General features: G+C 71.4%; 18 protein-coding genes. 13 read left to right on the top strand and 5 right to left on the bottom strand.

Going from position 1 to position 20,483, the window contains the following annotated elements; genetic code table 11:
• The first annotated feature begins 12 nt into the window (after positions 1-12).
• The 5 genes from topA (at position 13) to rpmG (ending at position 7,467) form a co-directional block, all read left to right on the top strand.
• Positions 13-2,601, top strand: a complete 2,589-nt coding sequence (gene topA / locus F563_RS0102815) for a type I DNA topoisomerase (protein ID WP_019013127.1) — start codon at positions 13-15, stop codon at positions 2,599-2,601.
• A 173-nt stretch (positions 2,602-2,774) separates the two neighbouring features.
• Positions 2,775-5,126 (top strand): GmrSD restriction endonuclease domain-containing protein, encoded by a 2,352-nt coding sequence (locus tag F563_RS0102810; RefSeq protein WP_019013126.1) that lies wholly within the window; start codon positions 2,775-2,777, stop codon positions 5,124-5,126.
• Between the two features lie 143 nt (positions 5,127-5,269).
• Entirely contained in the window at positions 5,270-5,632 is a 363-nt protein-coding gene (locus F563_RS21340; protein ID WP_019013125.1) for a hypothetical protein, read from the top strand.
• 117 nt (positions 5,633-5,749) lie between these two features.
• Complete coding sequence (locus tag F563_RS21335) at positions 5,750-7,267, top strand: S41 family peptidase (RefSeq protein ID WP_019013124.1); 1,518 nt, start codon at positions 5,750-5,752, stop codon at positions 7,265-7,267.
• Positions 7,268-7,299: 32 nt separating this feature from the next.
• Positions 7,300-7,467: a 50S ribosomal protein L33 gene (rpmG, locus tag F563_RS0102795; RefSeq protein ID WP_019013123.1), complete on the top strand. Its 168-nt coding sequence runs from the start codon at positions 7,300-7,302 to the stop codon at positions 7,465-7,467.
• Between the two features lie 13 nt (positions 7,468-7,480).
• Here rpmG and F563_RS21330 read toward each other — a convergent pair whose 3' ends face one another.
• The gene (locus F563_RS21330; protein WP_019013122.1) at positions 7,481-8,887 is read right to left on the bottom strand and encodes a PleD family two-component system response regulator; all 1,407 of its coding nucleotides are present in this window, start codon (positions 8,885-8,887) and stop codon (positions 7,481-7,483) included.
• A gap of 176 nt (positions 8,888-9,063) precedes the next feature.
• Between F563_RS21330 and F563_RS0102785 the strand changes: the two genes are divergently transcribed.
• Entirely contained in the window at positions 9,064-9,678 is a 615-nt protein-coding gene (locus F563_RS0102785) for a class I SAM-dependent methyltransferase (protein WP_019013121.1), read from the top strand.
• 46 nt (positions 9,679-9,724) lie between these two features.
• Here F563_RS0102785 and F563_RS23710 read toward each other — a convergent pair whose 3' ends face one another.
• Positions 9,725-10,717, bottom strand: a complete 993-nt coding sequence (locus F563_RS23710) for a class I SAM-dependent methyltransferase (RefSeq protein WP_019013120.1) — start codon at positions 10,715-10,717, stop codon at positions 9,725-9,727.
• Between the two features lie 203 nt (positions 10,718-10,920).
• Here F563_RS23710 and F563_RS0102775 point away from each other — a divergent pair, with 203 nt between their 5' ends.
• The 3 genes from F563_RS0102775 (at position 10,921) to F563_RS0102765 (ending at position 13,260) form a co-directional block, all read left to right on the top strand.
• A complete protein-coding gene (locus F563_RS0102775) occupies positions 10,921-11,385 on the top strand; it encodes an Hsp20/alpha crystallin family protein (RefSeq protein WP_019013119.1) in 465 nt (154 codons plus the stop codon).
• A gap of 153 nt (positions 11,386-11,538) precedes the next feature.
• The gene (locus F563_RS21320) at positions 11,539-12,294 is read left to right on the top strand and encodes a Crp/Fnr family transcriptional regulator (protein WP_019013118.1); all 756 of its coding nucleotides are present in this window, start codon (positions 11,539-11,541) and stop codon (positions 12,292-12,294) included.
• A gap of 69 nt (positions 12,295-12,363) precedes the next feature.
• On the top strand, positions 12,364-13,260 hold the full coding sequence (locus F563_RS0102765; protein ID WP_019013117.1) for a polysaccharide deacetylase family protein: 897 nt from the start codon (positions 12,364-12,366) through the stop codon (positions 13,258-13,260).
• 36 nt (positions 13,261-13,296) lie between these two features.
• On the opposite strand, the gene F563_RS0102760 is transcribed toward F563_RS0102765, so the two are convergent.
• Positions 13,297-13,860: a hypothetical protein gene (locus tag F563_RS0102760; protein ID WP_019013116.1), complete on the bottom strand. Its 564-nt coding sequence runs from the start codon at positions 13,858-13,860 to the stop codon at positions 13,297-13,299.
• 196 nt (positions 13,861-14,056) lie between these two features.
• Between F563_RS0102760 and F563_RS0102755 the strand changes: the two genes are divergently transcribed.
• Entirely contained in the window at positions 14,057-15,007 is a 951-nt protein-coding gene (locus tag F563_RS0102755) for a hypothetical protein (RefSeq protein WP_019013115.1), read from the top strand.
• A gap of 167 nt (positions 15,008-15,174) precedes the next feature.
• Positions 15,175-16,689 (top strand): YifB family Mg chelatase-like AAA ATPase, encoded by a 1,515-nt coding sequence (locus F563_RS0102750; RefSeq protein WP_019013114.1) that lies wholly within the window; start codon positions 15,175-15,177, stop codon positions 16,687-16,689.
• Positions 16,690-16,696: 7 nt separating this feature from the next.
• On the opposite strand, the gene F563_RS24660 is transcribed toward F563_RS0102750, so the two are convergent.
• Together F563_RS24660 and F563_RS23705 are read right to left on the bottom strand one after the other, a co-directional pair.
• Positions 16,697-17,122: a hypothetical protein gene (locus F563_RS24660; protein ID WP_019013113.1), complete on the bottom strand. Its 426-nt coding sequence runs from the start codon at positions 17,120-17,122 to the stop codon at positions 16,697-16,699.
• Between the two features lie 11 nt (positions 17,123-17,133).
• Positions 17,134-17,976, bottom strand: a complete 843-nt coding sequence (locus tag F563_RS23705) for a hypothetical protein (RefSeq protein ID WP_019013112.1) — start codon at positions 17,974-17,976, stop codon at positions 17,134-17,136.
• A 181-nt stretch (positions 17,977-18,157) separates the two neighbouring features.
• Between F563_RS23705 and cnbZ the strand changes: the two genes are divergently transcribed.
• Both cnbZ and F563_RS0102730 read left to right on the top strand, forming a co-directional pair.
• The gene (cnbZ, locus tag F563_RS0102735; RefSeq protein WP_019013111.1) at positions 18,158-18,913 is read left to right on the top strand and encodes a 2-amino-5-chloromuconate deaminase CnbZ; all 756 of its coding nucleotides are present in this window, start codon (positions 18,158-18,160) and stop codon (positions 18,911-18,913) included.
• A 36-nt stretch (positions 18,914-18,949) separates the two neighbouring features.
• Positions 18,950-20,446, top strand: a complete 1,497-nt coding sequence (locus F563_RS0102730) for a M81 family metallopeptidase (RefSeq protein WP_019013110.1) — start codon at positions 18,950-18,952, stop codon at positions 20,444-20,446.
• Positions 20,447-20,483: the final 37 nt, after the last annotated feature.

The raw sequence follows: 20,483 nt of genomic DNA, 5'->3' as shown, positions 1-20,483 counted from the left end.
CGGGAATCCGGAATGGACGTCGTCGTCGTCGAATCGCCGGCCAAGGCCAAGACCATCAACGGCTATCTCGGTCGGGACTACACCGTGCTCGCCTCCTACGGGCATGTGCGCGACCTGCCGCCGAAGGACGGCTCGGTGCGGCCCGAGCAGGACTTCGCCATGGACTGGTCGCCCGATGACCGCGGCGAGAAACAGGTGCGCGCGATCGCGGCCGCGCTGAAGGGCGCCAAGACCCTCTACCTCGCCACCGACCCGGACCGCGAGGGCGAGGCGATCTCCTGGCACGTCAAGGAGATGCTGGAGGACAAGCGCGCGCTGAAGGGAGTCGCGGTCAAGCGCATCGTCTTCAACGAGATCACCCGGACGGCGGTGCGCAACGCCATCGCCCATCCGCGCGACCTCGACAGCCACCTGATCGACGCCTACCTCGCCCGCCGCGCGCTCGATTACCTGTTCGGCTTCACGCTCAGCCCCGTGCTCTGGCGCAAGCTGCCGGGCAGCCGCAGCGCCGGGAGGGTGCAGAGCGTGGCGCTGCGCCTGATCTGCGAGCGCGAGGCCGAGATCGAGGCGTTCCGGCCGCGCGAGTACTGGACCGTCGAGGGCGCGTTCACGACCGAGGCCGGCGCGCCCTTCGTGGCCAAGCTGACGGTGCTGGCGGGGAAGAAGCTCGGCCAGTTCGACATCCCCGACGAGGCGGCCGCCAAGGCGGCCAAGAAAGCCGCGGAATCAGCGCATTACCGGATCACGTCGGTCGAGCGGAAGCGGGTGCGGCGCAACCCGCCGCCGCCCTTCACCACCTCCACGCTGCAACAGGAGGCGTCCCGCAAGCTCGGCTTCGGCGCCACGCGCACCATGCGCACGGCCCAGCAACTTTACGAGGGGGTGGAGATCCGCGGCGAGACCGTTGGTCTCATTACCTATATGCGCACCGACGGCGTGCAGATGGCCGAGGAGGCGATCGCGTCGATCCGGAGGCACCTGGGCGGCTCCTACGGGCGGGACTACCTGCCGGCCGAGCCGCGCCGCTACGCCACACGCGCGAAGAACGCCCAGGAAGCCCATGAGGCGATCCGCCCGACCGACATCACGCTCCGCCCCGAGGACGTCGCGCACGCGCTCTCCGAGGATCAGCGCCGCCTCTATGAGCTGATCTGGAAGCGCGCCGCAGCCTCGCAGATGGCCTCGGCCGAGCTCGACCAGACCACGGTCGAGATCGAGTCCGAGGACAAGACGATCGCTTTCCGGGCAACGGGTTCGGTCCTTGTCTTCGACGGGTTCCTGAAACTCTACCGCGAGGATCGGGACGACCCGGCCGAGGACGAGGACGGCCGCATCCTCCCCGCCATGGCCGAAGGCGAGCGGCCGGCACTCACCGAGGCCCGCCCGGAGCAGCACTTCACCCAGCCCCCGCCGCGCTACTCCGAGGCGAGCCTGGTGAAGAAGCTGGAGGAACTGGGCATTGGCCGGCCCTCCACCTATGCCTCGATCCTCCAGGTGCTCCAGGACCGGGCCTATGTCCGGCTGGAGAACCGCCGCTTCATCCCCGAGGATCGCGGCCGCATCGTCACCGCCTTCCTCACCGGCTTCTTCGAGCACTACGTCGCCTACGACTTCACGGCGGGGCTGGAGGAGAAGCTCGACGACATCGCCGCCGGCAGCGCCGAGTGGCGCGCGGTGATGCGCGACTTCTGGCGCGAGTTCGTCGCCGCGGTCGAGGAGACCAAGGAGCTCAGGATCAGCGACGTGGTCGAGGCGCTGGACCGGGATCTCGGCCCGCATTTCTTTCCCGATCAAGGGGATGGCACCGATCCCAGGGCCTGTCCGCGCTGTGGCACCGGCCGGCTGGGGCTGCGCATCGGCGGCAACACCGGCGCCTTCATCGGCTGCTCGAACTACCCGGAGTGCCGCTACACGCGGAACCTCACCTCGGGTGCCGACGGCGAGGGCGAGGAGCGGCTGCTCGGCCACCACCCCGACACCGGCGAGCCGGTCACGCTGCGCCAGGGTCCCTACGGCCTCTATGTGCAGCTCGGCGAGGCGCCGCCGGCGGACCCGGATGCGCCCAAGCCGAAGCGCGGCAAGGGCAAGGCCAAGGAGCCGGCCGCGCCCAAGCCCAAGCGCGCCTCGCTGCCGAAGGGGATCGACCCGGCCTCGGTTACCCTGGAGCAGGCGCTCGGCTGGCTCTCCCTGCCGCGCCTGGTCGGCATCCACCCGGAGCGGCAGGAGCCGATCTACGCCGGGCTCGGCCAGTTCGGACCCTACGTGAAGATGGGGCCGATCTACGCGAGCCTGGACAAGGACGACGACGTGCTCGCGGTCGGCCTGAACCGCGCCGTGGTGCTGCTGGCGAAGAAGCTCGACTCCGTGCGCGCGCTCGGCGAGCACCCCAAGGGCGGCGAGGTGAAGGTGCGCAAGGGCCGGTTCGGCCCCTATGTCCAGCACGGCACCACCGTCGCGAACCTGCCCAAGGGCGTGATGATGGAGGAGATCGGCCTCGACGAGGCGGTGCGTCTGCTCGCCGAGAAGGGCAAGGCGCTCTCCGGCCGGCGCGGCGGGGCGCGGCGGACGGCGGCGAAGGCGCCGAAGCGCGCCCGCGGCTGAGGACGTTGCTGCCGACGGGTACCCGCAGGCGTGTCCAGGCGGCCGGACCATGGTGGCCCGCCCGGAAGGGGCGTTCCGCCGCGCCAGCCACGCCCGCCGCGCGTCAAGGAATGGTTGGCGATTTCATGTGACCCTGCCGCCCCATTGAACAGGCCGGTTGCAGGAGAAGCGCCTTGCGGGACGTCCAACGACCCAACCACATCAGCCTCGGCGTGCTGCTCAGTCGCATGAAGGAGGGGCGATACGTCGTCCCGGATTTCCAGCGGGAGTTCGAATGGGAGCCTTGGGACATCCGCGAGCTGATGCGCTCGATCTTCCTCGATTACTACATCGGCAGCCTGCTGCTGTGGCGCTCGACGCGGGAGCACCTCACGGATCTGAGCTGCGAGCCGCTGTACGGGTTCTCGGGCGACGGCCAACCGGAATACATCGTGCTCGACGGGCAGCAGCGTCTGACCGCGATGTACTACGCCTTCGTCGCTCCCAGGACTCCGCTGCCGCGCCGCCGGCGGTGCGCGTTCTACTACATGCAGGTCGACCGCTTCATGGCCGAGGAATACGACGAAGCGTTCCACTACGACTGGTTCGTGGGCGAGCGACCCCCGATCACGCAGGATCGGTCGTTGCAGTACCAGCGCCACATCTTCCCGTTCGCCGTGATCGGCTCGGGCGGATGGGAGCTGGGGAACTGGGTGCAGGGCTACGAGCAGTACTGGATCGATGAGGCGAGCCGGATCGCAGCCTCGGGCGGGGACCCGGCCGAGGCGCATCGGCACGTCGCCAATGCCCGCGCGTTCGGCGAACACCTGCGCGCGATCGTCGAGCAGTTCCAGATCTCCTACGTGGAGCTCGACCGCAGCATCGGCATCGACAAGATCTGCGACATCTTCACCCAGATCAACAGCCGCGGTGTCCGGCTCGACATCTTCGATCTGATGAACGCGCTGCTGAAGCCGAAGGGGCTGCAACTGAAGAAGCTGTGGCGCGAGGCGGGCAGCCGCCTGAGCTTCGTCGATACGACGAAGATGAGCGTCTACATCCTCCAGGTCATGTCGATCCTGCGGCAGACCTATTGCTCGCCCAAGTATCTGTATTACCTGCTTCCGGGCGCGCCGCGCTCGGTCAGGGAGGCCGACGGGAAGCTCCGCAAGGAGACGCTGATCCCGGATGTCGACGACTTCGAGGCGCGCTGGCACGTGGCCGTCGCCGCGATCGAGCGCGCGATCCGCGCACTGCGGGATCCGCGCGATTTCGGCGTCACCTCCTCGTCCTATCTGCCCTATGTCTCGATCCTCTCGGTATTCGCGGCCCTGCTGCGGCAGGTCGACGAGCTGGACCCGGAACAGCGGCTGGAGGGGCGGCGCCGCTTCCGGCTCTGGTACTGGGCGAGCGTGTTCACGAACCGCTATTCCGGCGCGGTGGAATCGACCAGTGCCAGGGATTTCCAGGATGTGCGCGCCTGGATCCGCGACGAGGCCACCGAGCCCGCGTCCGTGGCCGAGTTCAAGCAGCGGTTTCGCGCCCTTGACCTGCGCGGCGAGGTCAAGCGCGGCACCTCGATCTACAACGCCATGTTCAATCTGCTGGTGATCCAGGGGGCGCGCGACTGGATCAGCGGCGAGCCGCCCCAGGCGACCGACCTCGACGACCATCATATCGTGCCGAGCTCCTGGGGCCTCCAGCACGCGCTCGGCCCGCTGGCGAACAGCATCCTGAACCGCACCCCGCTGACCGCGGCCACGAACCGCGAGGTCGTGCGGGACCGTCTGCCCAACGTCTACCTGCCCGAGCTGATCCGACGCTCCGGGCGCCAGGAGATCGAGCGGCTGATGGCGACCCATTTCATCAGCCCCGCCGCCCTGGACATCCTGCTGCGCACCCCGTTCACCCCGGCCGATTTCGAGGCGTTCCTCACGGAACGCGGGCAGACGATGCTGACCGCCATCGAGGACCTGCTGATCCAGCAGCGTCTCGACCTGCCGGTCGCGTTGCGCGAACTGGACCAGCGGATCGAACGCGTGGAACTGGACCTGCGGGCGGCGATCGATCGCGCGGCCGGCGGCGATCCCGGCCTTCTGCCGCCGCACGTGCTGCCGAAGATCGAGGACCGTCTCCAGCGTGACCTCCGGAAGACTCCGGCCTTGGACGATGATCCGCCGACCACCCTCCGGCGCCGGCTGGAATACGCGGATCTGCGCGAGTTGCAGGACTGCGTCTGCAACAAGGGCCTGTGGGGCGAATTCGAAGCCCGGTTCGGCACGAAGGAAGGTGTTGCGTTGAAGTTCAATCAGTTGGCGGATTTGCGCAACGGCATCAGGCACAGCCGGGCGATCAGCGAGATCGTGCGCAAGGAAGGCGAGGCCGCGGTGCTGTGGTTCGAGCAGGCGCTCGCGAAGGCGCCCCGGACAGACCCCCGGCAGGCGGCGGCCCAGAGCCGGTTCCGACCCGTCGGAAACGGCTCGGGGGCCTTCTTGCGCGCAACTTCACCCGACCCCGTGCGTGCGTCTGATCGGGATCTGCGCTAGGACTTCGGCCCGGGCCGCTGTGCCTGCGATCGCGGCGGACAGTGGCTCCTGCCGTCACGAGAGGCCGTGCCGATCCTGCGATCCACGTGCAGGGCGGCGTGCGGGTTCTGCCGAACCGCCGGCGGGTCATGGTGGAGGTATTGATGCCACTGATGCTGAAGCCACCCACCCAGTGCGCGCTCTGGACCGACCCGGAAGCGACGCTGGCCAACCCCCTGAAACAGCACTTCGCGCTGCACGCCACCTTCGTCGAGGAGAGCCACTGGTGGCGCTACCTCCTGGAATGCCGCGAGTGCGGGCAGCGCTATGTCTACGAGTTCCACGAGGAGGTGGACTGGGCGGACGGTGACGATCCGCAATACGTCACCCTGGTCCCGGTCGAGACCCAGGCCGAGATCGACGCCGTCTCTGCCGCGCCGCAGGGCTGCCTTGGCGGGTTCATCCCGCGGCTCTGCAAGGACTGGCCGAAGGGAGCGGCCCGCCATCTGGTGCGTTGGGTGACCTGAGCGGGGTGCCAGCGGGGCGCGCCGCAGAGGCAGCGCCAAGCGATCACAACAGCGCAACGAACGCTTTCGTGGTGCAGTGCCGCATCCTACCATGGTGGCTCTCGGGGACGAGTCGGCATGGGCAGATTGCGGAGCCTGGGTCTCGGCCTGCTCGCCGCGCTTGCGCTGCTCGGCCGGGCGGAGGCTGCTGCGGTGGAGCCGCGTCCGCTGCTCGGCCCGGTGCTGCGGGCCGGGCTCGGCGCGCTGTACGAGCGGCATGTCGAGCCGGTCGATCTCGCCGCGCTCACGCTGGCCGGACTGCGCGGCCTCTCGCTCGCCGACCGCCGGATCGTTCCGGCGTTCGCAGGCGGCATGGTGGAGCTGCGCGCCGACGGCAGGACGCTCGATCGCATCCCCGCCCCGCCGCGCGACGCCCCCGCCTCCTGGGCCGAGGCGGCCGCGCGGCTGATCGCCGCCGGCTCGGCCGCCTCGCCCGCGCTCGCGCGCAAGTCGCAGGAGGCGATGTTGCGCGCCTTCTTCGACGAGGCGGTCGCGACCCTCGACCCCTATACCCGCTACGTCCCGGCCGAGGAGGCGCGGCTCGGGCGAACCCGCCGACTCGGCGAGGCCGGACTCGGGCTGGTGCTGGAGCCCGATCCGGGCGGCGCGGTGATCGCGCGCGTGATCGACGACGCGCCGGCCTGGGCGGCCGGCCTGATGGAAGGCGAGCGCGTGCTGGCGATCGATGGCCGCCCCACGGCGCGGCTCTCCGCCGAGCAGCTCGCGCGCATGCTGGAAGGCGAGGAGAGCGCCCCGGTCAGCCTCACCATCCGGCGCGACGGCGGGCGGACCGAGACGATCGTGCTCGCCCGCGCCATGGTGGCGCCGGAGACCGTGACGCTCTCCTGGCAGGCGGGTGTGCCGATCCTGCGCGTCTCCGCCTTCAACCGCCTGACCGACCGCCGCCTCGCGCGCGCGGTGATCGCGGTCGCGCATCGCGACCCCGCCCCGCCCGGACTGGTGCTCGACCTGCGCGGCAACCGCGGCGGGCTGCTGCGCCAGGCGATCACGACCGCCGACCTGTTCCTCACGGGGGGCGTGATCGCGGTGGCCGAGGGCCGCCACCCCGACGCCTCGCGCACGCATCGCGCCGATGGTGCCGACATCGCCGGCGGGCTGCGCCTCGCCGTACTGGTGGACGGCGGCTCGGCCTCCTCGGCCGAGGTGCTGGCCGCCGCCTTGCAGGACAACGGCCGCGCGGTGGTGATCGGCTCGGTCACCACCGGCAAGGGGCTGATCCAGACGGTCGTGCCGCTGCCCGACGAGAGCGAACTGCATGTCACCTGGTCGAACCTGATCGCGCCGGGCGGCTATGCGCTTCAGGGCCTCGGCGTGCTGCCCGCCGTGTGCACCAGCCTCGGCGCCGGACCCGCGCGCGCGGCGCTGGCGCGCATCGCCGCGGGTCAGGTCTCCGAGGCCGCCTCGCTCTGGCGCGCGACCGGCGGACGGGTGCTGCCGGCGGCCGAGGCGGCGCGGCTGCGCGAGGCCTGCCCGGCGGCGGAGGGCGGCGCGCTTGACATCACCGCCGCCCTGTGGCTTCTCCGCGGGCCCGATGAAAGCGCGCGCCGGCCCGCGCCGGCGGAGGTTGTCCGCTAGCTGCGCCGCAGGCCGGGCGAGGAGAGACCGTCATGGCGAAAGCCAACACCGTGCTGATCAAGCTCGTGAGCTCGGCCGACACGGGCTATTTCTATGTCACCAAGAAGAACGCACGCACCGCGACCGGCAAGCTCGAGTTCAAGAAGTACGACCCGGTCGCGCGCAAGCACGTCGTCTTCAAGGAAGCGAAGATCAAGTAGTCCGGCCGCGGGGTCAGCCCGCCGGGACCACCTCGCCGTCCACCTCCAGCGCGACCACGCGGTTGCGCCCCTGGCGCTTGGCCTCGTACAGCGCCTGATCGGCCCGCTTCAGCAGGCCTTCGGCCAGCGCCTCGTCCGTGCCGCACGCATCCGCCGTCAGCGCCGAGACACCGATGCTGATGGTCAGCGGATGCCGATCCGCCGCCGCCGGCTGGTAGGCGAGGGTCGCCACCTCGCGGCGCAGCCGCTCGGCCGCTGCCACCGCGTCCGCCAAGGTCGCGCCCGGCATCACCACCGCGAACTCCTCGCCGCCATAGCGCGAGACCGTGTCGAACAGCCGCACATGGGCGCGGATGCAGCCGGCGACCGCGCGCAGCGCCGCATCGCCGGCCGGGTGCCCGTAGAGGTCGTTGATCGCCTTGAAGTGGTCGAGATCGAGCATCATCGCCGCGAGCGACCCGCCGGAGGCGCGCACGGAAGCGACCAGCGAGCGCAGATGGCCGCGCAGGTAGCGCTGGTTGTGCAGGCCGGTGAGCGGATCGGTCAGCGCGAGCGAGATCGAGTAGGCGAGATCGGCGCGCAGCCGGTCCTGGTAGAGCTTGCGGCGGATCTGGTTGCGCGCGCGCGCGCGCAGCTCGTTCGGATCGATCGGGCGGAGGATATAGTCGTTCGCGCCGAGATCGAGCCCGCGGTGCAGCTGCCGGCGCAGATCCGCCTCCGCCACCATCAGCACCGGGGTCTCGCGGGTCGCCCCGTCGGCGCGCAACCGCGAGGTCAGCCGCAGCGGGTCCTCGCCGGCGAGCTGGAGATCGAGCACGACGAGGTCGTACGGGGCCGCGGCGAGACGCTCGACCGCCTCGGCCGGAGAGGCGGCACGGTCGCAGCGGATGCCCTCGGCGTCGAGCGCCTCCAGGATGCGCTCGGCGTCCAGATCGGTGTCGTCCACCAGCAGCGCGCGGCAGCCGCGCACGCTCGGCAGGGTCTGGCTCTCGGGCTGCACGCCGAGCTGATGCGTGGTCTCGGAGCGCAGCCGCCACTCGTCCAGCAGGCGCTTCAGCCGCACCAGCGCGCGCACGCGCGCGAACAGCGTCTCGTCGTCCACCGGTTTGGTGAGGAAATCATCCGCCCCCGCTTCCAGGCCGCGGACACGCTCGGCGGTCTCGCCGAGCGCGGTGACCATCACCACCGGCACGTGCTCGGTGGCCGGGTCGGCCTTCAGGCGGCGGCAGACCTCGAACCCGTCCATCCCCGGCATCATCACGTCGAGCAGGATCAGATCGGGCAGCCAGTCGCGCGCGATCGCGAGCGCGGCCACGCCGTCCTGCGCGGTCTGCACCTCGTAGTATTCGGCGCTGAGCTTGGCCTCCAGCAGCCTGAGATTGGGGATCACGTCGTCAACGACGAGGATGCGTGCGCTCATGGATCCTGGCTGGGGTGAGACGGCACGAACATGACACGAACGCGCGCCGGTTGCACCCCGCAAATCTTCGGCCCGGCGCGGTCGCAATCATCATCGAACTGAGATAGAACTGCCTTCAAGCGCGTGTTTCACACCGCGGCCCGTCCGGTTCGTCCCTCCTCAGCCGAGTCCCAGACATGCCGCCAGCCCGTGTTCATGACGCCGAGATCTCCGACCATGCCGCGCCTTCGGCGGCCGGGCGGACCTGGGTCTTCTTCCGCCGCTGGCTCGCCAACCCGCTGGAAATGGGCTCAATCGTGCCCTCCTCGCCCGCGCTGGGCCGGCGCGTGGCCGCCGCGGTGCGTGCGGGGCCAGCCGGGGCGGTGATCGAACTCGGCGCCGGAACCGGCGCGATCACCCGCGCGATGCTGGAGGGCGGGATCGCACCCGCGCGCTTGACTGTGATCGAGATCGTGCCGGAGATGGCATCAATTCTGCGCGCGACATACCCCGGCGTGACGGTGCTCTGCGGCGATGCCTGGCAGTTGCCGGCGCTGCTCGGCGCCGAGACGCGCGGCCGCATCGGCACCGTGGTGTGCGGCATCCCGCTCGTGCTGCTGCCGCGCGCACGCCAGCGCGCGCTGGTCGAGGCGATCGAGGCGGTCGCGCCCGGGCGCGGCTTCCTGCACTACACCTACTGCATCACCTCGCCGCTGCCGGCGCGCCGGCTCGGGCTGAGCGGTGCGCGCATCGCCTGGACGCCGGCGAACTTCCCGCCCGCCTCGGTCTGGCGCTACGCGCCACTGGCGTGACGACGGCCTGCGCCGGAGCGCCATTCCGTTTCGTTCTCGTTTCCGTTCAGGGCGGCCGCGGCAGCGCGTAGGTATAGATGCGGTCCCCCGGCGGCGCGTTGTCCGAGGTCGAGAAATGCAGCCACGCGCCCCAATGGCTGTAGAGCCCGCGGCCGCGTGTCCGGATCGCCTCGTGCGCGGCATGCGGCGGACCCAGCGGCCGGCCGTCCTCGAACAGCAGCAGCGGCGACAGCCGCCCCTCGCTCGTGTCGGCCAGCCGCTCGAGCTCCGGCAGGTGGGCGTGCCATTCGTGCCCGACGCCGGGTCTCGGCGGCGGCAGAGGGCGCATCACGCGATCCTCCGCCACGACCACGCCGTCGGCCAGTTCGAAAGGCGGCGCATAGGCGAGGCCGGCTTCCGTCGGCGTCGATGACGGATCGCCGTAGATCTTGCAGTAGAGGCTCTGCTGCGGCACCGCGTCCCAGCGCGCGCCGGGGGCCTTGCGGAAGACCGTCAGACCGAGCCAGAGGCCGGTGATCGCCCCGGCGGGCAGCGCGTCCCACATTCCGGGCACGTAAGGGTGGACGGTCACGCGGCCGCCGCCCTGCAGCTTCAGCAGGAAGGCGCCGAGCGGCACCCAGCCATTGGCATGGTAGTAGTCCACGAAGAAGGTCGGGCTGAACTGGTAGAACCCGTGCTCGACCCAGCCGTTCACCGGCGAGGCGTGCACGACCACGCCGTCCGTGCGCAACAGGCCGAAGATGTTCCTCAGCGCCGCGCGCGTATCGAACACGTGCTCCAGCGTCCCGCCGTCATAGACGAGGCTGTAGCGCTCGCGCAGGCCGGGCGGCAGCTCGGTGGCGTTGAGATCGAAGAGATGCGTGCACCCCTCGAAATCGGACACGTCGATGCTCTCGACCGGGCCGAGACCCATCGCCACGAACGGATCGGGCGCGCCGCGCAGGGTCTGCACGCCGAGCGTGACGACCGGGCCCGGCGGCGGCGGATGCGCCCCCGCCGCGGCCTGCAGCAGATACGCGAGGTTGGGATCGATCCCCATGCGCGCAGTGTTGCGCCGGCGCTTTCGCTGTCGCAAGGCGCCTGCGCCCATGCATACGGCGCCGGGCCGCGCCATCGAAGTTGACCTGCATCAAGGTCGTTACGCGGCACGCTGGCTAGCGTTTGCCGTACCGCGCGGGCGCCGGACGACCCGGTCGTCGCGCCGGCGCGGGCTCCGGAACATCATGCGAGAGGAGTGCACTCATGGCCATGCTGCCATCGCTGTTCGGCACGGGCGGTATCGACCGGATGCTCGAAGACATGCGGCGGATGCAGGAGCGTATCGAGCAGGCTTTCGGAACCATGGCGCCGCTGCCGGTGATGCGCGCCGACTGGCGCCCGGCGATCGACGTGAAGGAGACCGAGACCGGCCTGACCGTGACGGCCGAACTGCCCGGCATGTCGGAGCAGGACGTCGAACTGTCGGTCGATGACGACGTGCTCACCATCAAGGGCGAGAAGAAGAGCGAGAGCGCCAAGGACGAGAAGGGCTGGCACGTGCAGGAGCGCAGCTACGGCGCCTTCGTGCGCAGCCTGCAGCTGCCCTTCGCGCCGAAGCCCGACGAGGTGAAGGCCGAGTTCGCCAGGGGCGTGCTGACGGTGACGCTGCCCAAGCCGCCCGAGGCCGCCAAGCCCGCGAGCCGGATCGAGATCAAGCCGGCCGGCTGAGACGGCCCCCCTCCGCCCCACGCCGCGCCTGCCGCGCGTGGGGCGGCGAGCATGGGTTGCCCGGGTGCATTGCCGGGACCCGTCCACCTCGTCTACGTCTTGTCGCTGGGCCGCGCGGCGGGAACGCATGGCCGCGCCGACGGGGAGACGGTCATGGACGAGGGGCAGCCGCCGGCGCCGCCCGCCCGCTGCGCGGATTGCGGGATCCGGCGGCTCGCGATGTTCCGTCCGTTCGGTCCGCAGCAGCTCGCCGAGGTGCAGCGTCTGCGCAGCGCGATCCGCCGCGCACCTCCCGGCACCGAACTGATGCGCCACAGCGCCCACGACGCGCCGCTGATGACCATCTATGCCGGCTGGGCGTTCAGCCACACCACCTCCGACGACGGCGCGCGCCAGATCCTCGACTTCCACCTGCCGGGCGACCTGGTCGGCGCCGAGCATCTCGCGGTGAAGGGGACGGACACTCTCGTCGAAGCGCTGACGGCGGTCTCCGCCTGCGTGTTTCCGCGCCGCAAGGTGCTCGCGGAGATGGAGCACAATCCGGCGCTCTCGGCCTCGATCGCCTGGCTGCTCGCGCGCGACGAGGCGATGCTGCACGAGCGGCTGTTCTCGCTCGGCCGACGCAGCGCCGAGGAACGGCTCGCCCATCTCGCGCTCGAACTCGCCGCGCGCATCCGTCTGCGCCGGCGGGTCGATGTCGGCGGGCCGCTGCCCTTTCCGCCGACGCACCGGCATCTGGCCGACGCGCTCGGACTGTCGGCCGAGGCGGTGAGCCGCGCCGCGACCCGGCTGCGCGCGCACGGGCTCGAGCAGATCGCGCGCGGCGTGCTGATCATCCGCGACCCCGACCGGCTGGCGGCGCTCTGCGGCTGGCGCGACGAGTACCTGGTGCCGCGCGAGATGCTGTAGCTGCGCTCGGGCCGGCGCTGCGGCACGGCGCTTGCGTTCCGACGCGCACCGCAGGCGGAGGGGGGGCACATGCTGCGAAGCCACGGCCGCTACGACTACTCGGGCATCACCGAACGGGCGGACTATGCGTGGCCGCAGGGCAGGCGGCTTGCCGTCTATCTGGGCATCAACCTGGAGCATTTCGCCTTCGGCGAGGGCCTCGGCGCCGAGCTCGCCCCCGGCGGGCCGCCGCCCGACGTGCTGAACTTCGCCTGGCGCGACTACGGGAACCGCGTTGGCGCGTGGCGCCTGCTGGAGCTGCTCGACGAGCTGCGCCTGCCCGCCTCGATGCTGGTGAACAGCGCGATGTATGCCTACGCGCCGGGCCTGATGGCCGCGATCCAGGCCCGCGGCGACGAGATCGTCGGCCATGGGCGCACCAACAGCGAGCGCCAGTCGGTGCTCGACGAGCCGGCCGAGCGTGCGCTGATCGCCGAGGCGACGGAGACGATCACGCGCCACGCGGGGCGCGCGCCGCGCGGCTGGCTCAGCCCCTGGATCGCCGAGAGCGCCGTCACGCCCGATCTGCTGAAGGAAGCCGGCTACGCCTACACGCTGAACTGGTGCATGGACGACCAGCCGGTGTGGATGCGCACGCGCGCCGGTCCCCTCCTCTCGATCCCCTATCCGCAGGAGGCGAACGACATCCCCTCGATCGTCGCGCGCAAGGACGGGGCGGCGCAGTTCGCCGACATCCTGATCGACACCTTCGACGAGATGCTAGCGCAGTCCGCGCGCCAGCCGCTGGTGATGGGGATCGCGCTGCACCCCTACATCGTCGGCCAGCCGCACCGGCTGAGGCAGCTTCGCCGCGCGTTGCGCCACATCGTCCGCGAGCGCGAACGGATCTGGCTCACCACGGCCGGCGCGATCCACGACCATGTGGCAGCACTGCCCGCCGGCATCGTGCCGGGCGATCCGCGCTGATCGGGCGGCCCCCCGGGGCCTGCGGTGGCCGAAGCCTCAGGCGCCTTCGGCTCGGAGCCCGTGGCGGCGCAGCGCCGCGCGCACAGGCAGCCCTTCCTCCGGCGGCGCCACGGCGGCGGGCGCCGACGCGACGACGACGAACACCGCATCGAGGGCGAAATAGGAAACCCCATGCCGCGCCGCGAAGGTCAGCGTGTTACGGCCGGACGCGCTGCCGGTCGCGACGAACCGGTACCCGGTGAAGTCGAAGGCCGCCTCGTTCCGACACCTTAACAGTTCGGTGCCGTTCAGCGACGCGCTGAAGAAGTTGGCCGCCGTGGCCAGGTTCCTCAGCCAGAAGCCGATCGCCAGCACCGCGTCCGGAGGCGCGTCAAAACCCTGTTCCAGCATGCCCAGGTCGCTCGGCCCCAGCAGGGCGCCGTATCCGCCGCTGTGAACGACGGGGCTGGCCGCATTGACGAAGGTGAACCCCGTGTCGCCCGACTGGGTCCAGCCGGTGAAGTCCCCGGTCTCGAACCCGGGGTTGATGATCAGGTTGGTGCGCGACTCGGCCAGGGCAGGGCTGACATCTGCCAGTGGCAGCGGGAGCAGGCGGGTCATGCGGTCCTCCGTCGATCGTCCCGGCACCGGCGCGACACTCCGGTCCAGGCAGCCACCATCCGGCGTGCGGCATTGCGCGCCCCGCGGGCCGTGCCGGGCAAGGAACTTTCACGGAATTCCAGCGACCCGCCTGGAAATTCCGGAGATTCCAGTGCACTCTCCCCGACCGTTCTGCTGGTGACTTACGGGCCTGCCGATGGCGTACGAGCTTGCCGCCAAACTGCGCATGACCGCGCTGGTGCTTGGCTGCGCATCCCGCAAAGATCTGTGCGCCCGCTTCCGCAAGGTGAACCCCGACACCCAGTTCGACCTGGAACGCGCCAACAAGTGGATGCAGGGCCGGGCGCTGCCCCGCAACCCGCAGATCTATGCCGATTGGGCGCGGGTTCTGGGGACGGAGCGCGGGGCCGACTGGCTGGCCCGCTGCCCGGTAGAGGCGTTCGCGGCCGAGCTCGTCTCCCTGTTCAACGCCGACCCCGCCGCGCTGCGCCGACTGGCCGATGCGCCCGCCGCCGAGGCCGGACCGGCCGCCGGCTTCGCCCTGTACGGACACTATGCCTGCTATTCCTGGGCCTGGTCGCCCTATTACCGGGGACACGTGATCCGCGGCGCGCTGGAAATCCGGCGCGGCGCGCGCGGGCATGACGAGGCGCTGTACCGGGAACGGCTGCTCGGCCGCGCGGTCGGCTTCAGCGGCGAACCGCTGGTCACCGGCAACACGCTGCACATCGCGCTGCGCGGACCCGACGAGGTGTCGCCGCTGTTCCTCTCCCTGCTGATGGCAGGCGCGCCGGGCAGCGTCCTGTGCGGCATCCTGTCCGGCGCGACCGCCGTCGGGCCGCAGCCGCTGCCGTCCGCGACACGGTTCGTCGCGGCCCGGGTGGCCGAGGATCCGTCCGGCTCGAACCGCTACCTGCTGCCGGCGGAGGGCGCGTTGGGCGCCGACCTGGCGGCGCTGCTGGGCGAGCATGGAGGTGCCGCGGAACTGGACCGGCGGCTCTGCGCGGTGCTGTGCGCGGGGACCGATCGCGAGGGCGCCGACCAGGTGGCGTTCGATGCGCAGATGGGCCTGGCGGCGCTGCTCGACCCGCTCTGGCTGGAGGCCGAACGCGCCCCGCCGATCCTCGACGAAGCCGTGGAGGAATAGCGCGCTCGCGCCGCGTGCCGGGCCATTTGCACCGCGGTTGAGGCAGCCGGGGCGCGCGGCCAGAGCAGATCGCACACGGCTCGACTCGGCCGTGTGCGTGAAGATGCTCGCAGGGAATGACCAGAGCCGTTTCCACTCATGTGGAAACGGCTCTAGGGTGCCCGCGCATGCTCGCCCGCCTCGCCAGCTTCGCCTTCCAGGGCATCGAGACCGTTCCGGTGGAGATCCAGGTGCAGGTGGCACCCGGGCTGCCGGCCTTCGCGGTCGTCGGACTGCCGGACAAGGCGGTGGGCGAGAGCCGCGAGCGCGTCCGCGCGGCGATGACCTCGATCGGCCTCTCGCTGCCGCCCAAGCGCATCCTGGTGAATCTCGCCCCGGCCGATCTCCAGAAGGAGGGGAGCCATTTCGACCTGCCGATCGCGCTCGCGCTGCTCGCCGCCATGGGCATCGTGCCGATCGAGGACATCGCCGAACACGCGGCGTTGGGGGAACTCGGTCTGGACGGGCGGCTCGCCCCAGTGGCCGGCGTGCTGCCGGCGGCGATCGGTGCCGCGTCGCGCGGCCTTGGCCTGATCTGCCCGGCGAGCCAGGGCGCCGAGGCCGCCTGGGCCGGCGATGCGCGCGTGCTGCCGGCCGAGTCGCTCCTGCACCTGATCAACCATTTCCGCGGCGACCAGATCATCGGCCCGCCCGACCCCCCTGCCCTGCCGCCCGCGCCGCCCGGGCTCGACCTGCTCGACGTGAAGGGCCAGGAGACCGCGAAGCGCGCGCTCGAGGTGGCGGCCGCGGGGGGGCACAACCTGATCCTGATCGGCCCGCCCGGTGCCGGGAAGTCGATGCTGGCCGCGCGCCTGCCCGGCCTCTTGCCCGACCTCGCGCCGGCGGAGGCGCTGGAGGTCAGCATGATCCATTCCGTCGCCGGCATGCTGCGCGACGGGCGGCTGGTCACGCGCCCTCCCTTCCGCGACCCGCACCATTCGGCGAGCCAGGCCGCGCTGACCGGCGGCGGGCATCGCGCGCGGCCGGGCGAGATCAGCCTCGCCCATCGCGGCGTGCTGTTCCTCGACGAGCTGCCCGAGTTCCCGCGCCAGACGCTCGAGGCGCTGCGCCAGCCGCTGGAGACGGGGCGGACCACGGTGGCGCGCGCCTCGGCGCATGTGACGTATCCGGCACGGTTCCAGCTCGTCGCGGCGATGAACCCGTGCCGCTGCGGCCATCTCGGCGACCCGGCGCGCGAATGCGCCAAGGCCCCGCGCTGCGGCGAGGAGTACCAGGGGCGGCTGTCCGGTCCCTTGCTGGACCGCATCGACCTGTTCGTCGAGGTGCAGCCGATCGCGCCCGCGGAACTCACGCGCGTGCGGCCGGGCGAGGCCTCGGCTGCGGTGGCGGCGCGCGTGGCGGAGGCGCGGACACGGCAGCGGGCGCGCTACGGCGCCGACGGCCCCGCGAGCAACGCCGAAGCGGACGGCGAGGTGCTGCGCACGACGCTGAACGCCGAAGCCGAGGCGCTCGCCCTCGCCGAGCAGGCCGCCGTGCGGCTCCGGCTCTCGACGCGCGGCTTCGCACGCACGCTGCGCGTGGCGCGGACGCTGGCGGATCTCGCGGGCAGCGAGACCGTGAAGCGGCTGCACGTCGCCGAGGCGCTGACGTGGCGGGCGCGCGGCGTGCGCGAGGTGGCGTAGCGGCCGCTCAGGACGCCTTCCGGGCCAGCAGACGATCCAGCGGCCGCCACGCGCCAACGGTCGGCATCCGCAGGATGACGCGCTCGGCGGGTGTCAATGCCTGCCAGGGTCGGCGCAGCGCCGCATGCGCCGGATCGGGGCGCCAGAGATGGACGGCCTCGCCGACGCGCCCGCCGAGCGAGGCCATCACCGCGTCGAGCATCTCCCACAGATACGGATGCGCCGGGACGAAGCCATGCACCGTCACCAATGCATCGTCGATGCGCCAGTCGAACAGCCGCTCCCGCAGCGCCGGCACGCGCAGCGCACCGTCCTCGCCAGGCCCCTCCCGTCGAACCTCCAGCCCGGTGGCGCGCGCCAGCGCCTCGGCGATCGCCGCGACCCCGGGCGCTGTCCCGGACGGAAACCGCCACTCGCCGACCACCAGCCCCATCTCGCCCTCGTCTAGCGTGGTGGCGCCACGATCACCGGCCGCGGCGCGCCCTGCGGCGCAAGCAGCACCGGCATGGTCGTCGCGGCGGTGCCGGCAACGACCGTGATCTCCGCCCCGTAGTTGACGCCCAGATGCAACAGATAGGGCGTGCGCGACCAGGCGGGAACCACGACGCCGGCCTCCTGGAGCACGCGCGTCGCCACGGTCGTGCAGTTCGGCCCGAACAGACCCCAGGTCTGGGGCGCGCCGGCGCGCAGCGTCTGCAAGGCGGTCGAGGCACGGGTCGCCTGCTGCGTCGTCACGGCAAGCTCGGTGAGGATGTAGCCGTTCCCGGGTCCGCCGAACAGCGGCACGACACGCCCGGGCGAGGTGCCGGCGAAATGCACCCACGCCGTCCTGCCGCCCGCGGTCACGCCGACCGCGTTGTGCCCCATCTGCAGGGCGCTGCGATGCAGATAGGCGACGGCCACGCGCTCCGTCGCCTGCTCGGCCCCGGCGATCGCCAGCCGGCGGGAGACCCCGATCGCCATCCCCGGCCCGACGCCGGCCGCGATGTCCACCGCCGTGCCGATGCCGCGCGCGGTCTGCGGCGAGGCGCCGAGACCAAGCGCCGCCGCGGTGCCGAGCTGTTGCGTGTAGCTGTGCTGCACCTCGCCGTGCCACAGGGTGCGGAACCCGGCGACCACCGTATCGGCGCCATGCGCGACCAGGATCACGCCCCCCACGGTGGTGGCGGGTTCCGGCAGCACGATGCCGCCGACGCCGAGCGCGATCTCCAGCCCCCCGCCGATCACCTGGATCCCGCCGACGAGGCGCGAACCCCAGCTCGTGCCGTTCTGCCCGGGATCGCTCATCGTGCTGCTCCTCCGATGTGTCCGGTGCGCCGATGCGGTGCGGGTACCGCCTGCCCTTGCGACATGCCCAGCTTATGGGCGCGCCGTTGCGCGCGTGGTGAGGCGGATCACGCGACCGCCCCGGATTGCCGCCCGTGCCGCCGAACCCTAGGATCGCGCAAAGGCCGAGGAGGTGCTGCTCATGAAGGATGCGGTTCGTTTCGAGGCGGGCGGCTATCGCTACATCCCCTCGGTGTTCCAGTACTCGGCCGGGATCGCGGCGCTGGACGGGTTCGAGGTCGAGCGCGCCTGCCTGCACACGCCCCTGCCGCTCGCGCAGGCCTACGGGTTCGTCGAGCGCCATCTCGCGGCGATCGGCAGGCCGAGCACCGCCTTTGCCGCCTGCGAGCTGCGCTCGCCCGCGCCCTTCACCGATGCCGGCTTCACCGAGTTCAACCGCGTCTATGTGCAGACGCTGGAGCGCTGGGGCATCTACAAGGACGGCGTCAACCCGGTCGCGCGCACCAATGTCTGCCCGCTCTACGACGCGCCCGCCGAGCCGGTGATGTTCGCCTTCTCCTACACCGTGCCCGCGCGCGGGCCCGCGACGCGTCCGAGCTTCGTGATCGCCGGCGGCGGCGAGGCGGCCGAGGGCGCGGGCTCGTACCGTGAGCGCACCGTGCGGTACGGCGAGACGCATCCGGAAGCGCTGCGCGAGAAGGTCGAGTTCGTGCTCGGCACGATGGAGCAGCGGATGGCCGCGCTCGGCCTCACCTGGGCCGATGCGGTGTACGCGCAGATCTACACGGTGCTCGACATCGGCCACCTGCTCGGCCTCTGTTTCGGCCCGCGCGGCGCGCTGCGCCCAGGCGTGGTGTGGCACTACGCGCGCCCGCCGGTGGTGGGGCTCGAGTACGAGATGGACGTGATGGGCCCGGCGCGCACGATCGTCGTCTGACCCGCGCCTGCCCGTTTCACCCCTGCCGAGGTTGCGATGCGCATCGCCGTGCTCCAGTTCAGCCACGAGACGGTGACGTTCCTGCCGAACGACACCACGCTGGACGATTTCCTCTATCCCGGCTCGCCCGCGGCCGGCGAGGCGCTGCTCGGCTCCGACCCCAAGGGCTACATGGGCGGGTTCGTGCAGGTCGCGCGCGAGTTCGACGGCGTCGAGCTGGTCGGCATCGAATCGCCCCTCTGGCCGAAGACCGGCACCGGTTCGGGCTGGATCACGACCGAGGCGTTCGAGACCTTCCTCGGCCGGATGATCGAACAGTTGCGCGCGCAGGGACCGTTCGACGGCGCGTATCTCGCGCTGCACGGCGCGATGGCGGTGCGCGGCGTGCCGCGGCCCGAGGCCGAGATCGCGCGGCGCGTGCGCGCGGTGCTGGGACCGTCCGCGCGCATCGTCGGCACCTTCGATCCGCACGGCAACGAGGACGAGGCGTTCCTCCGCCACGCCGACATGGCGTTCTGCGTGAAGTACTTCCCGCACTACGACATGCACCTGCAAGGCGAGCGCGCCGCACGGATGCTGGTGCGCGCGATCCGCGGTTCGTTCCGCCCCGCCCATGTCACGCGCAAGGTGCCGATCCTCTCGCCCACCGTGCTGCAATGGACCGGAGCCTCCCCCTGGTCCGATCTCGTGCAGCGCGCGCTGGTCTGGGAGGCGCGCGAGCCCGACCTGTTCGTCAACGTGTTCTTCGGGTTCCCCTGGGCCGACGTGCCCGATGCCGGCATGGCGATCCAGGTGCTCACCAACGACGATCCCGCCCTCGCCGAGCGCGTCGCGCGCGACATGGCGCAGTGGATCTGGCGGAGGCGCGAGGCGCTGCTCGGCAGCACCACGGTGCACCGCATCCCTGCGGGCGTGGCGCTCGCGCGGCAGGCGGTGGCGGAGGGCCGCGCGCCGGTGGTGCTCGCCGATCACAGCGACCGTTCCGGCTACGCCACCTGGCTGCTGCGCGAGATCATCGCCCAGGGATTGTCGCGCACCCTGGTCGCGACCATCGCGGCCCCGCAGGCGATCGAGGCGCTGACGGCGCGCGGCGCGAAACCCGGCGATCCGTTCGACATGGAGATCGGCGGCCGCGTCGATCCGTCCGCCGGCGAGCCTGTACGCGTCACCGGGCGCGTGCTGGCGATCGCGGATGCCAGCACGAAGCGCGCGCAGGGGCGCGGGCAGACCTGGCTCTCGATCGCGTTCGGCGAGGGCAACGTGGTCGTGCTCAGCCCGTTCCTGGTGCAGATCACGCACCCGGAGGAGCTCTGGGCGCTCGGGCTTTCGGCGGCCGACTACGACGTGATCGCGATCAAGTCGCGCGTGCATTTCCGCCGCGGCTTCGACGACAGCGGCTTCGCGCCGACCATCCTGCTGGTCGAACCGGACGAGCCCTTCCTCGGCACGGTGCGGCTGGAGGCGCTGCCCTACCGCAACCTCACCCTGTGCGACTTCTATCCCTATGGCGGGCCGGCGGATCCATCTGCATAAGCAGCACCATACGCGCGTAGCCATTTCGATGTCGTGT

Source organism: Elioraea tepidiphila DSM 17972 (genome assembly GCF_000378465.1).
Taxonomy (GTDB): Bacteria; Pseudomonadota; Alphaproteobacteria; order Acetobacterales; family Acetobacteraceae; genus Elioraea; species Elioraea tepidiphila.
Note: the sequence above shows the minus strand (reverse complement) of the source record. Positions and strands in the feature narration are given on the sequence as shown.